The sequence below is a fragment of the Stenotrophomonas sp. INTA L402-1 genome (assembly GCF_059295135.1).
Map to the genome: position 1 here is coordinate 409,474 of NZ_JCAFWP010000001.1, position 12,514 is coordinate 421,987.

General features: G+C 65.8%; 11 protein-coding genes. 7 read left to right on the top strand and 4 right to left on the bottom strand.

The window, feature by feature from the left end; genetic code table 11:
• Positions 1–12: 12 nt before the first annotated feature.
• The 4 genes from AC5O77_RS01850 to AC5O77_RS01865 form a co-directional block, all read right to left on the bottom strand.
• Complete coding sequence (locus AC5O77_RS01850) at positions 13–1,251, bottom strand: hypothetical protein (protein WP_478057447.1); 1,239 nt, start codon at positions 1,249–1,251, stop codon at positions 13–15.
• Positions 1,233–3,779, bottom strand: a complete 2,547-nt coding sequence (locus AC5O77_RS01855; protein ID WP_153675754.1) for a TcfC E-set like domain-containing protein — start codon at positions 3,777–3,779, stop codon at positions 1,233–1,235. Before AC5O77_RS01855 ends, AC5O77_RS01850 begins: the two co-directional genes overlap by 19 nt.
• Before the next feature lie 68 nt (positions 3,780–3,847).
• Positions 3,848–4,342, bottom strand: coding sequence for a CS1 type fimbrial major subunit (locus AC5O77_RS01860; protein WP_006369758.1), 495 nt, complete (start codon positions 4,340–4,342; stop codon positions 3,848–3,850).
• 110 nt (positions 4,343–4,452) lie between these two features.
• On the bottom strand, positions 4,453–5,187 hold the full coding sequence (locus AC5O77_RS01865; protein ID WP_478057448.1) for a CS1 fimbrial subunit B flags: Precursor: 735 nt from the start codon (positions 5,185–5,187) through the stop codon (positions 4,453–4,455).
• A gap of 271 nt (positions 5,188–5,458) precedes the next feature.
• Here AC5O77_RS01865 and AC5O77_RS01870 point away from each other — a divergent pair, with 271 nt between their 5' ends.
• From AC5O77_RS01870 to AC5O77_RS01900, 7 genes are all read left to right on the top strand, one after another.
• Complete coding sequence (locus AC5O77_RS01870) at positions 5,459–5,761, top strand: EF-hand domain-containing protein (RefSeq protein WP_100468680.1); 303 nt, start codon at positions 5,459–5,461, stop codon at positions 5,759–5,761.
• Between the two features lie 283 nt (positions 5,762–6,044).
• Positions 6,045–6,344, top strand: a complete 300-nt coding sequence (locus AC5O77_RS01875) for a hypothetical protein (RefSeq protein WP_478057449.1) — start codon at positions 6,045–6,047, stop codon at positions 6,342–6,344.
• Between the two features lie 62 nt (positions 6,345–6,406).
• Complete coding sequence (gene mgtA / locus AC5O77_RS01880) at positions 6,407–9,166, top strand: magnesium-translocating P-type ATPase (protein WP_006369765.1); 2,760 nt, start codon at positions 6,407–6,409, stop codon at positions 9,164–9,166.
• Between the two features lie 31 nt (positions 9,167–9,197).
• On the top strand, positions 9,198–9,935 hold the full coding sequence (locus tag AC5O77_RS01885) for an MgtC/SapB family protein (RefSeq protein WP_153675758.1): 738 nt from the start codon (positions 9,198–9,200) through the stop codon (positions 9,933–9,935).
• Between the two features lie 309 nt (positions 9,936–10,244).
• Entirely contained in the window at positions 10,245–11,300 is a 1,056-nt protein-coding gene (locus AC5O77_RS01890; protein WP_478058304.1) for a sensor histidine kinase, read from the top strand.
• Entirely contained in the window at positions 11,293–11,934 is a 642-nt protein-coding gene (locus tag AC5O77_RS01895; protein ID WP_478058303.1) for a response regulator transcription factor, read from the top strand. Before AC5O77_RS01890 ends, AC5O77_RS01895 begins: the two co-directional genes overlap by 8 nt.
• Complete coding sequence (locus AC5O77_RS01900; protein WP_153675762.1) at positions 11,931–12,476, top strand: DUF1697 domain-containing protein; 546 nt, start codon at positions 11,931–11,933, stop codon at positions 12,474–12,476. Before AC5O77_RS01895 ends, AC5O77_RS01900 begins: the two co-directional genes overlap by 4 nt.
• Positions 12,477–12,514 lie beyond the last annotated feature (38 nt).

Below are 12,514 nucleotides of genomic sequence, written 5' to 3' on the forward strand. Positions count from 1 at the left end.
TCTGCCCGCATGTCACGGATTGGCATCGAACACCACCGTCATGTTGCCTTGCCAATGCGAGCCGGGCGATTTCAGCATTTCCGCTACCGCCTCCCGGCCAGCCGTAAAGCGCAGGGTTGAGCGTCGCTCAATAGGGTAGCCATCAGGCGTGAAATGTGGTGCCCGTCCATCATCCGGCAGCAACGGCGTGTCCTGTGCCGGGCTACCGTCCGCCACGTTGCTCATGCCGGGCATGGTCACGTCCACATCCACCGGAACCACTCTGTCATCGCGCGGGTTACGAATCCCGCAACGATCAGCAGCCTCATGCTCACAGCGCAGCTTCAGGCTGAGGTTCCTTGAAGTGGTCAGGCGGAACAGCAGTTCCTGGCGTAGGCGTGTGGGAGGAAGGCCATGGTCCATCCACTTGGCCCAACCGCCCTCTGGTGCTAGTTGCACGCTTGGAGATTCGCTCGAGAATCGAATGTGGAAGTCGTGAGCCACTGTCAACTCGAACTTTACCGTCAGCTCATTTTGCTGATGTGCCCCGTCACCCAGGTCGATCTGCCCACCGGGTCCTACACTGTAAGCCAGCGCACCCGTGTACTTCCCATCGAGCATCGCCAGGGGATCGGGCGTATCCAGCTCGTATCCGATACTGATCTCCGTGACGCTGATGGCCGACGAGACTGCATGATTGGTACGTCTGGAGCAAGTCAACTGACCAACTGGCAGCACCCACCCCCACGCATGCCATTGAGTGCTACCGACATCGTTACCCAGTGGCCTGCAACCACCTGAGCTGGCCCCATAGATGCTCGGGCTTCCGCTGTTGTTGCGTGAGTAGCGCTGGGCCAACATGCTGATCCTGAAGCGTACCCGCGCGACGCTGCCACCCTCATGCACAACATCCACATCTCTCCACTGCGCGTCGACAGCCATGAAGTAGTTCTGACGAGGGCTATCCGGACTGCCACCCAGCAGGCGCCCACTGACACCCAACGGCGTGGAAATGCTGAACTGCCCGGCCCTGCAGTGCCCGCCCCATCGCACGCAGATTCCGCCTTGCGGCGTATCGTTCTTGAATCTTCTATGGCTTGGATCAAGCGCGCTGGGAGAGAAACTTGCACGAATGTCCACCTCTGCCGTTTGTGCCCAAAGCGTATCTGGTACGCACAGTGCCAGTAGCATCACGACACGCAGCAGGATCTCACCACACGCCAGCAGCTTGCATGACGAATGTTCCCTAGCACTCACCGTGTTGACCTCCATTGCTCCGAATCTCGTGGTTTCGGCGCGACCTGAACCAACTGCGACAAACAACCGATTCCACCCACCATCAGCACGTCCCCCTCGCGCGGATACCGCCCCTCCTCCATCGTCAGCACACAGCTGACCAGGTTGGGATAGCGCAGCTCCACCACCGGCGCGCGTGCACTCAGCTCCAACGTGAAGAACCCCTCTTCCTGGCTGACGCTGCGCCCGGCGTGATTGATCACCTGCACACCACTTACGCCATTGCCGTCCGCATCGAGCACCTGGCCCATCACGGTAAAGGTGCGCAGCACATCCACGGTGGCGTGCATCACCCCGCCCTTGTTGAGGTGGTAGCTGACGGTTGACGGCTGCAGGGTGGCAGCGGGCGCATGCCGGCCCTGGAAATCAAACTGCACGTGGCCCGCGCGGTAAGCGGTCACCGGCACGAAGTTGCGCCCCGGCTTCAGTTCCACGCCGCCACCCCGGCTGTCGTCACCGCGCAGCATCACGTCTGGATAGTCGCTGCGCACGTCGACGATGATGCCGGTATCCACGCTGCCACTGCGACCCTGGCCTAGCACCGCTGCACGGCCTCCGCCGATCACCAGCGTGCTGTCCAGGTTGGCACTGCCACTTACATGGCCGGAACCCGCGCCACGGTACAGCTGCACGTCGCCCTCCAGCAGCGAACTCTGCAGGTACGCGCCCGCACCAGTGCCGATGCCGCTGCGCTCGGCACTGATCATGCCGTTCACGGTCTGCACCAGCTTGCCATCCACACGCTGCGTCGCTGCCGCGCTGGCATAGGTGTCGCGCTGGCCGGCCTCGCCGGTACGGCTGCCCAGGCTGCCGCTGTAACTGCGTCGCTCGCTGCCCAGCGACACGCTGATGGTCAGGTCGACGCCGCGCTGGCGGCGATAGCGGGTGAAGCGGCTGCCGGGGCGGTCGTAGGCCGACACCCGCCAGTTCACGTCGTGCCTGCCGAACAGGGTCTCCCGGCGCCCATAGGACACATCGATGCCGGTGCCTTTGGTGAAGCCCGAACTGCGCGCCACCCGCAGGCTGGCGTTGTCGCGATGGCTGAAGCGATGGGTGACCGACACCGCGGTGGTGTCCTGCCAGCCGCCGCGGGTTTCCCAGCGCGGCGCCGAGCCGTCACCGGGCAGGACGCGCTGGCGCTGCTCGGCCCAGCTGCGGGCATGGTTGGCCACCACCGATCCTGCGCGGTAACGGTATAAGCCCTGCAGGTCGACGCCCCGCCCGGCATCACTGGATGTATAGGCATTGGTGTAGGTGCTGAAGCGGTCGCTGGCCTGCCAGTCCATCGACAGCCCCGCCGCGCGGCGCGTGCCGATCTGCTGCACGGTGGCACCGGCCACCGCACGTGGATGCACCAGGTAGTTAACCACCGCGCCGGCGGCCAGCTTGCCGTCCTGCGATGCACGACCACTGTCGAGCAGGCCACGCTGCTGGCCTGCGAACACGCTGTAGCGCCATCGGCGTGTGGGGTCGCTCCAGCGACTGGGCTTGTGGATCGACGCGATCTCACGCGAGGCCTCGTGGCCATCTTCGATGACCCGCAGTTCCACGTCGTAGATGCCACCGGGCAGACGGCGGGTGTCGATTTCCTGGATGCCCGGCTTGACCGCCTGCGTGGACAGCAGATTGCCGTCGCGCAGGATCTCCACCACGCCTTCGCGGCTGGCAGTGACATAGACCGGGTACACACTGGGGCTGCGCGTGTCGGCCAGCAGTACGTCCGACGAGCCGAGCATGACGCCCAGCGCGGTATCGTTCTGCGTGCCCGGTGCACGCGGCTGGCGGATGATGCCCTCGAAGGTGGGCAGGAAGTAGCCCGCACGCACAAAATGGTCGCCCAGCTCGCGCTGCGCATACAGCGCACTGAGATAGTGCTCGCGGCTGCCCGGCTGGGCGTAGTACTGGTAGCTGCCAGCCGTGCTCCAGCGGCCAACACTGCCACGCAGTTCGGCGCTGTAGCGTGCAGTGGTCTGCTGCTCCTGGCCGCCATGCACAGCCACGCTGTTGCGTACAATCAGGCCATGGCTTCCGGTCTCCGGCAATGCAACATGGCGTCCGTCCTTGTGTGCGCCGGCCGGGGTCAGCAGGCTGAGCAGGGAGTTGGACAGGCTGTAATGCAGCGCCGCCAGGCCCCGGCATTGCTGGCTGCACACGCCCAGCGCCATCGGCTCGGCCAATGCCTCGGCCCAACGTGTGCGTTCGGTCTGCGGCCATGGACTGTCATGGGCTTCGCCAAAGCCGATCAGGTGCACACGATTGTCTTCGTGCAGCAGCACCTCGGCATCACCCAGGTAGCGCCCGTCCAGTTCCACCCGCACGGTGAGTGGATTGCCGAACAGATGCGCCCGGAATTCTGCAGGCATGCGCTCGCGCTGCTCCAGCAGGCTGGGCAGCTCACCCAACGCGAGACCAGCGGCATGGCTGGACGCGGCAAATACCACGGCGCCGATGCCAGCAGCCAATCGCGCAAGGGCCGGATATGCGGGAGCGAGGGGAAGTCTCATGGGCGGACGCCTGTGCCCTGCCCCCCGCATCGACGATGCGGGAGGAAGGGCACGAAGCTGCACGATCGTCAGATGTCGCTTTCGAAGATCATGTGGAACTGGCCGCCGTAGCTGCCCTGCTTGTAGCCATCGGTCGGCACGGTGGGGGTGATAGCGAACGCCAACGACTTGCCGGCCGCCGCCTGTGCGGCATTGGCCACCGTGATCTTGGCGGCCGAGGTGGCCGGCACCACCACGTTGTCCAGCTTCACTGCCAGGTCGACCACATCGGCGGCCGAGGCCATCTGTGCCGGCGCTGACAGATAGGCGGTGATGGCCGCCGGCGATTTGATGTTGATGACACGGCCGGTCAGCTCACCCAGCACCTGGCGGGCGGTATCCCACGGCAGGTGCTGCGGCAGGCCTTCCCAGCCATCGGGGGTGGACACCTGCAGGCCAGCGGAGTTCGGCACGTCAGCGGTGACGTTGACGGTGATCGACTTGGTTTCGGTGGCGGCCAGAGCAACGGCCGGGATGATCAGCAGGGCGGTGGCCGCTGCCAGCAAGGTGGTCTTCAGGGACATGGATGCACTCCAGGTTCAAGGGTGGAAATCAAGGTGCCAGGCAAGGGCAAAGCAGTCCCAGCGGGCGCCTGACAGGCCCGTTCGGGACAGATCCATCGGTGGAAGTGGGCTTAACGACGTGAGTCGATGCTGCGTTGGCTGTCGCCTTCGCGAAGCTCGAAACGCAGGAACTGGTGCTCGGCGGCCTGCAGCGCATAGCTGTTGCCGGGGCGCACATGGGCGATGATTCCCGGCGTGCAGGTATCGGGGCGGTCGCGCTCGCACTGGCGCAGGTTGTCCAACACCACGGTGGCGTTGCCGCGATTGCGCACCAGCTGTTGCTCGATGAGCGTGTCGTAGCGCGGGTTCTCAGGCGCAACGAAGAAGATCGTGCCGTAGCCGGTGAAGACGCGGATGGCCGAGGTGAGCTCCGCCGCCTCCCGGGCCTGGTCTTCGCTGAGCGAGAATTCCTCGGCCGTTGGGGCCACCGGGATGAAGCGCAACCGGTAGTAGCGCTCTTCATCGCGGGCGCCGCGGTAGACCAGGCGCGTGGCCTGCTGTCCATTGCCCGCAATGATCAGCCGGCTGGGGCTGGCGATGACGCCTTGGGCGTCCGGCCTATTGCGGACCAGCGCGGTGGTATCCACCGGCGTTTCGCTGGCCCTGCCATCCGTATCGAAGTGCATCTGAGTGACTTCCACACGCACGTAGGCCGTAGCGTCACCGGTGTTGCGGATGCGCTTGAGCAGGTTGCTGTGCGTGGGCTGCAGATAGTCGAACAGCACGCCTACGTTGATCTGGGGTGTGGATGCGTGCGCGCTACCAGACAGGATGACCAACAGAATCAATGAGAGAAGACGACGCATGGCGGGCCCGCAGGGAAAGGCGAGCGCGAATTTTCACGACCGCATCACAATCTCGATATGCAAAAAGTTGCAAAAGCCGGACATGTCCTACGCATCTGAAGCGATTCCTAGTCTGCCGGTCCTGACCCGCGGGACCGGCGCCATCGCGGTGAACGGCGCCCTACTTGCGTCCACGCTTGCCTGCATTCTTCGCAACCGGCTTACAGTCCCCCGCCGAAGATCCGGCCGTGGCCACCACACCGGTGGACCGCCCCCTCCTCAGGAGCACGCCATGACCGGTTTCCGCTACCTTCCCGCTCTCCTCATCCTCTCGGCCGGCATTCTGCTGGGCGGTTGTTCCAAAACGCAGGAAGCCAGCAAGGCCACCGCGGCCGAGGACGTAACCGAAGTGAAGTTGATTCCAGCCTATGAATCGCTGGACAAGGACAAGGACGGCATCGTCACCCTCGCCGAAGTCGATGCGGTTGCGCCGGACTGGGCAGAACGAATGCACGCCTGCGACACCGACCACGACAAGACGCTTACACGCGGCGAATATGACGTCTGCAAGCAGACCACGCCGGCTGCCCATTGATCCGCACCTTGGCACATCGCCGGGCCCGGCTATACAAAGGTATAGCCGGGCTAACCCACGAGCCTCTAGGACTACCCCATTCAGGGGCGGACAATAGCGCCACTGGCCAGGGCAACCCTGGCTGGCTCCCTCCCTTCATGGAGACGCAGATGGACCCCGACCCTGCCGGGCGCCCCGCGCCCCGTATGCCCGCCTGTTGCCTGTTCCTGGCGCCTGCCCGCTGGTCCCTGCCTGCCTGAGTGACGGGGGATCGCCAGGCGCCGCCTGCCTGGAGATCACCCCCATGTCCTACAAGATCCTCTACATCACCCTGCGCCGCCTGATCGGCGAGCGCGATGTTGCCGCCCTGCGCAGCCACCTGCTGCAGCACGGCCCCGTGGTTTTCGCCCGTTCGCTGTCGCTCGGTTCGCCGCGCGTGGTCGCCGACGCACTGTCGCTGCTGCCGATCAGCGAACGCATCAACGTGCTGCGCCATCTGCCCTACCCACTTCGCGATGCGATGAAGCCGCTGTGCATCGGTGGCAGCCAGCGCCTGCACATGCAGCCGTGGTCACCCGCGGTACTGGCGATGCGCCACTCCTGATCCGTTGCATCCGTTCCGTTCGTGTTCCGGCCGCGGCCGGCTCTGACATTCAAGGAGTTCCCATGAGCCTGCTCAACGCCTGGTTCAATGCCTTCCTGCGCAGCCGTCGCGCAGGCAACCTGTTCGGCCGTCGCGCCATGCCCGAAGCCGGCTTCGGCCCGGGCAGCGCCGAGGCCGCACCGTTCGCGCTCACCACCGGCCTGGTCACCCTGTCGCAGCTGGACGAGCCGCGCCTGCTGGCTGCGCTCGACTCGCACGTCGATGGCCTCAGCCCGCACGAGGCCGAGGAGCGGCTGGCCACGCTCGGCCCCAATGAGGTCGATCACGAAAAGCCGCTGCCGTGGTGGCGCCATCTGTGGCAGTGCTACCGCAACCCGTTCAACCTGCTGCTGACCGTGCTGGCGGCGGTGTCCTGGCTGACCGAGGACATCAAGGCCACTGTGGTGATTGGTGCGATGGTGCTGCTGTCCACGCTGATCCGCTTCGTGCAGGAAGGCCGCTCCAACCGTGCCGCCGAGCGACTGAAGGCACTGGTCGGCAACACCGCACGTGTGCTGCGCCGCAACCCGGGTACCGAGGCGGCCGATGTGGCCGACCAGTACTTCGGTGCGCACCTGCACAGCCGTCGCCCGGCACGGCTGCTGGACCTTCCGATCCGCGAACTGGTGCCCGGTGATCACATCGTGCTGTCGGCCGGCGACATGATTCCGGCCGACTGCCGCGTGCTGACCGCCAAGGACCTGTTCGTGGCGCAGGCAGCGATGACCGGCGAGTCGCTGCCGGTGGAGAAGTTCGCGCACCCGGGCGATGGCCTGGCCGGTCTGCTGGAGCAGCACAACCTGCTGTTCATGGGCACCAATGTGGTGTCCGGCACCGCCACCGCCGTGGTGCTGGCCACTGGCAACCGCACCTACTTCGGCACCCTGGCCCAGCGCAGTACCGCCACCGACCGCGCGCCGACGGCGTTCCAGGCCGGCGTCAATAGCGTCAGCTGGCTGCTGATCCGCTTCGCGCTGGTGATGGTGCCGTTCGTGCTGCTGATCAACGGCTGGACCAAGGGCGACTGGACCGAGGCGTTCCTGTTCGCGCTGTCGGTGGCGGTGGGCCTGACCCCGGAAATGCTGCCGATGATTGTCACCTCCACCCTGGCCAAGGGTGCGGTGCTGCTGTCGCGGCGCAAGGTGATCGTCAAGCGCCTGGATGCGATCCAGAACTTCGGCGCGATGGAGGTGTTGTGCACCGACAAGACCGGCACCCTCACCCAGGACAAGATCGCGCTGGAACGTCACACCGACGTGTTCGGTCACGATTCGGAGGATGTGCTGAAATTTGCCTACCTCAACAGCCATTTCCAGACCGGACTGATCAACCTGCTCGACCGTGCGGTGCTGGAGCACGTGGAGCTGCAGAGCTCGCTGCGGCTGTCGCAGGACTACCACAAGGTGGATGAGATTCCATTCGACTTCGAGCGCCGCCGCATGTCGGTGGTGGTGTCCGAACGCGAGGACCACCATGAGCTGATCTGCAAGGGTGCGGTGGAGGAAATGCTGGCGGTGTGCAGCACGGTGCGCGAGAACGGCGAGGACAAGCCGTTGGATGAGCAGCGCCTGGCGCGCGTGCGGCAGACCACCGAGGAACTGAACGAACAGGGCCTGCGCGTGGTGGCAGTGGCGATGAAGGAGACCGCCGCCAGCCAGACCGTCTATTCGCAGGCCGACGAATGCGGGCTGACCCTGGTCGGCTACGTGGCCTTCCTCGATCCGCCAAAGGAATCGGCTGCGCAGGCGCTGCAGGCGCTGGCCGCGCATGGCGTGGAAGTGAAGGTGTTCACCGGTGACAACGAACTGGTGACCGCCCGCGTCTGCGCGCAGGTCGGGCTGGAGGCAGACACCATTCTGACCGGTCCGCAGATCGAGCGCATGGATGACGGCGCGCTGTCGCGGGCGTTGCACCACCACCGCGTGTTTGCTCGCCTGACGCCGCTGCACAAGGAGCGCCTTGTGCGCGAGCTGCGTGCGCAGGGCAAGGTGGTCGGTTTCCTCGGCGACGGCATCAACGATGCGCCGGCACTGCGTGCTGCGGACATCGGCATCAGCGTGGACAGTGCGGTGGACATCGCCAAGGAGGCGGCCGACATCATCCTGCTGGAAAAGAACCTGATGGTGCTGGAGGAAGGTGTCATCCAGGGCCGGCGCACGTTCAACAACATGCTGAAGTACATCCGCATGACTGCCAGCTCCAACTTCGGCAACGTGTTCTCGGTGCTGGTGGCCTCGGCGTTCCTGCCGTTCCTGCCGATGCTGCCGCTGCAGCTGCTGGTGCAGAACCTGCTGTACGACATCTCGCAGATCGCCATTCCGTTCGACAACGTGGACGAGGAACTGGTGCGCAAGCCGCTGAAGTGGAACCCGGCAGACATTGGCCGCTTCATGGTGTTCTTCGGGCCGATCAGCTCGATCTTCGACCTGAGCTGCTTCGCGCTGATGTGGTACGTGTTCGATGCGCGCACAGCGGCCGACCAGGGTCTGTTCCAGTCCGGCTGGTTCGTGGTGGGCCTGCTGACCCAGACGCTCATCGTGCACATGATCCGTACGCCGAAGGTGCCGTTCCTGCAGAGCATCGCTGCGCCGCCGCTGCTGGTGATGACCGGCCTGATCATGGCCATTGGCGTGACCCTGCCGATGAGCCCGCTGGCTGGCTACTTCAAGCTGCAGGCCCTGCCGACCGGCTACTGGCCGTTCCTGGTGGCGATCCTGTTCGGCTACGCGGTGCTGACTACCGTGCTGAAGAAGATCTATATCCGTCGCTACGGCTGGCAGTAAGCGCCCGCCGCCTGGTCCAGGGAGAAGCACAATGGACATCAATCCGAACCTGCCGGCGTTCAACGCCGGCGCGACCCTGAGCTCGTTGATCAGCCTCTCGGTGGCCTTCGTGCTTGGCACCGTCATCGGCCTGGAGCGACAGCTGCGCCAACGCACCGCCGGTCTGCGCACCAATACACTGGTGGCGGTGGGTGCTGCCGTCTTCGTGGACCTGGCCGTGCGCTTCCATGACCTGTATGGCGGCCCGCCCTCACCGCTGCATGTGGTGGCCTATGTGATCTCCGGTGTCGGCTTCCTCGGCGCCGGCGCGATCATGAAGGACGGCGCGCAGGTGTCCGGCCTGAACACCGCGGCCACCTTGTGGGGCTCGGCGGCGGTTGGCGCCTGTGCGGGTATCAAGCTGCTGCCGGAGGCGGTACTGGCGGCCGTGTTCGTGCTGGCCGCCAACACCCTGCTGCGGCCGGTGGTGAACCGCATCCAGCGGCAGCCGTTGCCGGAGGCGTTCAGCGAGGCGACCTATGCAATCAACGTGGTCTGCCAGCGTCAGCAGCAGGCCGAGGTGCTGGACCAGCTGTTGCTGCTGCTGGAACAGGCGCACTACCCGGTGCGCGCGGTGGACCAGCGCCCGTTCGGCGAGCGTGACGTGGAGATAGAAGCGGTGCTGTATGCCACCACGGTGGATGCCGGTGAACTGGATGCGGTGCTGGCCACGCTGGCGACCACCCCCGGCGTGCTGCAGGGGTTCTGGAACGCCAGCCTGGAGGAGTAGCGCGGTGGACTATCCGAGGTTGTGCCGACCAACGGTCGGCACCCACCAGGAGCCGGCATACCGCGCTTCGGTAGGTGCCGACCGTTGGTCGGCACAACACCACCAGAGGTCATGCCCGCCCCGGGTAGTGCCGGCCGCTGGCCGGCAACCTCATGAACTTCGCAACGATCCTGCAGCTGCCGGCCAGCGGCCGGCACTACCAGGCATCGCTTTGGTGGGTGCCGACAGCACAGGAGCACGCCAAGCACGGTCGGCACCTGCTAGAGGCAGCTTTGCTATCCTTTCCCCCCACGCCCGGGAGCCGTTCCGATGCCATCGCTGTCGCCCCGTCGCCCGCTGGTGCTGCTGGCCCTGATCGTCGTGATGGCGGCGATCTTCCTGGTCGATACCGTCACCGACTACGCCGTGGCGGCGGCCTGCTTCTACGCAGCGGTCATCCTCGCGGCATCGCGCGTACTCGCCGCGCGCGGGCTGATCAGCCTGGCCATTGCCTGCATCGCACTCACCGCCCTGAGCTTCTTCCTCACCCGCTTCGGCACCTACCGCATCGGCCTGGTCAATTCGGTGATCGGCATGCTGGTGATCGGCATCACCACCTACCTCGCGTTGAAGATGGAAGCGGCCAAGGCCGCGGTGCAGGAAGCACAGGGCCGCCTGCTGCGGGTGGCGCGCGCGTCGACCGTGGGCGAGCTGACCACCTCCATCGCCCATGAAGTGAACCAGCCGCTGGCGGCGATCGCCAGCAGCGCCGAGGCCTGCCAGCGCTGGCTGGCGCAGGACCCACCGAACGTGGACAAGGCACGGCAGACCGTGGCCCGCATCCTGGCCGATGCGCATCGCGCCGGTGACGTGATCGCCCGCATCCGCGGCCTGACCCAGGGTGCCGCACCGGAACGACGGGCGTTCGACCTGAACCAGGCGGTGGAGGAAATGCTGGCACTGTCGCGCAGCGAGCTGGACCAGCACGGCGTGGCCGTGGCCCTGCTGCTCGATGCCGACCTGCCGCTGGTACAGGCCGACCGCGTGCAGGTGCAGCAGGTGATCGGCAACCTGATCCTCAATGCGGTGGACGCGATGGAAGCAGTGCCGGCTGCCGACCGCCGCCTGTCCCTGTTGACCCAACGCGACGGACAGCGGATCAGCCTCAGCGTGCGCGACCGTGGTGTCGGCCTGCCCGCCGATCATCCTGAGCGTGTGTTCGATGCGTTCTGGACCACCAAGTCGCACGGACTGGGCCTCGGTCTGAGCCTGAGCCGTTCGATGATCGAGGCCAACGACGGCCAGATCCGCGCCGAACGACCGGCAGGCGGCGGTGCCTGCTTCGTGTTCGACCTGCCCATCGCCACGGATTCTCCCCATGCGTAAGCCCGCTGCACCCATCACCGACCCGGCACCCATCGTCTACGTGATCGACGACGATCCGTCGGTGCGCGCCGCGCTGGAAGACCTGCTGGCCTCGATGGGCCTGCAGGTGCGGGCCTTCGCCTCCACCCAGGCATTCCTCGAGCACGAACTGGAAGATGCACCGGCCTGCCTGGTGCTGGATGTCCGCATGCCCGGCCAGAGTGGGCTGGAGTTCCATCGCACGATGGGCAGCCACGGCCTGCAGCTGCCGGTGGTGTTCATCACCGGCCACGGCGACATCGCAATGGGTGTCAACGCGATCAAGGACGGTGCCATCGAGTTCCTGACCAAGCCGTTTCGTGACCAGGAGCTGCTGGATGCGATCCACAAGGGGATCGACATCGACCGCCAGCGCCGCCGTGACGGCGAGGCACTCGATGCCCTGCAGCAGCGCTGGAACACCCTCAACGCCGGCGAGCGCGAGGTGGTCGACGGTGTGGTGCGCGGCCGCCTCAACAAGCAGATCGCCGGCGACCTCGGGGTCAGCGAGATCACGGTGAAGGTGCGCCGCGCACAGGTAATGCGCAAGATGAGCGCGCGTACGCTGGTTGACCTGGTGCGCATGTACGACCGCTTGCAGGCGGGAACGGCATGAGCGTCCACGTCGCGTTGCTGCGCGCAGTCAACGTCGGCGGCACCGGCAAACTGCCGATGCGCGAACTGGTGGCGATGTGCGAGGACGCCGGCTTCACCGACGTCCGCACCTATATCGCCAGCGGCAACGTGGTGTTCCGCAGCGGACTTGACGAAGCCGGCGTGCGGAAAGCCCTTGGCCAACGGCTACATGCCTATGCAGGAAAACCGGTGGGTGTGCTGGTGCGCTCGGCAGCCGAGATCGCGGCGGTTGCCGCCGGCAATCCGTTCCCGCACGCCGCCGGCAATCGCGTGGTCGCGCTGTTCGTGGATGAGGCACTGCCCACTGATCCCTTGACCGGGGTGACCGGCCTGCGCGATGAGCAGCTGGCGCTGGGTACCCGCGAGATCTTCGTCCACTATGGTGACGGCATGGCCGACTCGCGCCTGCGGATTCCCTATGCCCAGCAAGGCACCGCCCGCAACCTCAACACGGTCGGCAAGCTTGCGGCAATGGCCGCCGCGCTCGGCCAGGTCACCTCAGGCGGCAGAGGGAGACGGTAGAGTCGACTCTACCGTGTGCATCGCCCTGCATCCTGCAC

Excerpts from the sequence above, each read along its gene's own strand:
- AC5O77_RS01855 (WP_153675754.1), bottom strand. The coding sequence starts at position 3,779 with ATGAGACTTCCCCTCGCTCCCGCATATCCGGCCCTTGCGCGATTGGCT.
- AC5O77_RS01890 (WP_478058304.1), top strand. The coding sequence starts at position 10,245 with ATGCCATCGCTGTCGCCCCGTCGCCCGCTGGTGCTGCTGGCCCTGATC.
- AC5O77_RS01850 (WP_478057447.1), bottom strand. The coding sequence starts at position 1,251 with ATGGAGGTCAACACGGTGAGTGCTAGGGAACATTCGTCATGCAAGCTG.
- AC5O77_RS01875 (WP_478057449.1), top strand. The coding sequence starts at position 6,045 with ATGTCCTACAAGATCCTCTACATCACCCTGCGCCGCCTGATCGGCGAG.
- AC5O77_RS01865 (WP_478057448.1), bottom strand. The coding sequence starts at position 5,187 with ATGCGTCGTCTTCTCTCATTGATTCTGTTGGTCATCCTGTCTGGTAGC.
- AC5O77_RS01895 (WP_478058303.1), top strand. The coding sequence starts at position 11,293 with ATGCGTAAGCCCGCTGCACCCATCACCGACCCGGCACCCATCGTCTAC.
- AC5O77_RS01860 (WP_006369758.1), bottom strand. The coding sequence starts at position 4,342 with ATGTCCCTGAAGACCACCTTGCTGGCAGCGGCCACCGCCCTGCTGATC.
- AC5O77_RS01885 (WP_153675758.1), top strand. The coding sequence starts at position 9,198 with ATGGACATCAATCCGAACCTGCCGGCGTTCAACGCCGGCGCGACCCTG.
- AC5O77_RS01870 (WP_100468680.1), top strand. The coding sequence starts at position 5,459 with ATGACCGGTTTCCGCTACCTTCCCGCTCTCCTCATCCTCTCGGCCGGC.
- AC5O77_RS01900 (WP_153675762.1), top strand. The coding sequence starts at position 11,931 with ATGAGCGTCCACGTCGCGTTGCTGCGCGCAGTCAACGTCGGCGGCACC.
- mgtA (WP_006369765.1), top strand. The coding sequence starts at position 6,407 with ATGAGCCTGCTCAACGCCTGGTTCAATGCCTTCCTGCGCAGCCGTCGC.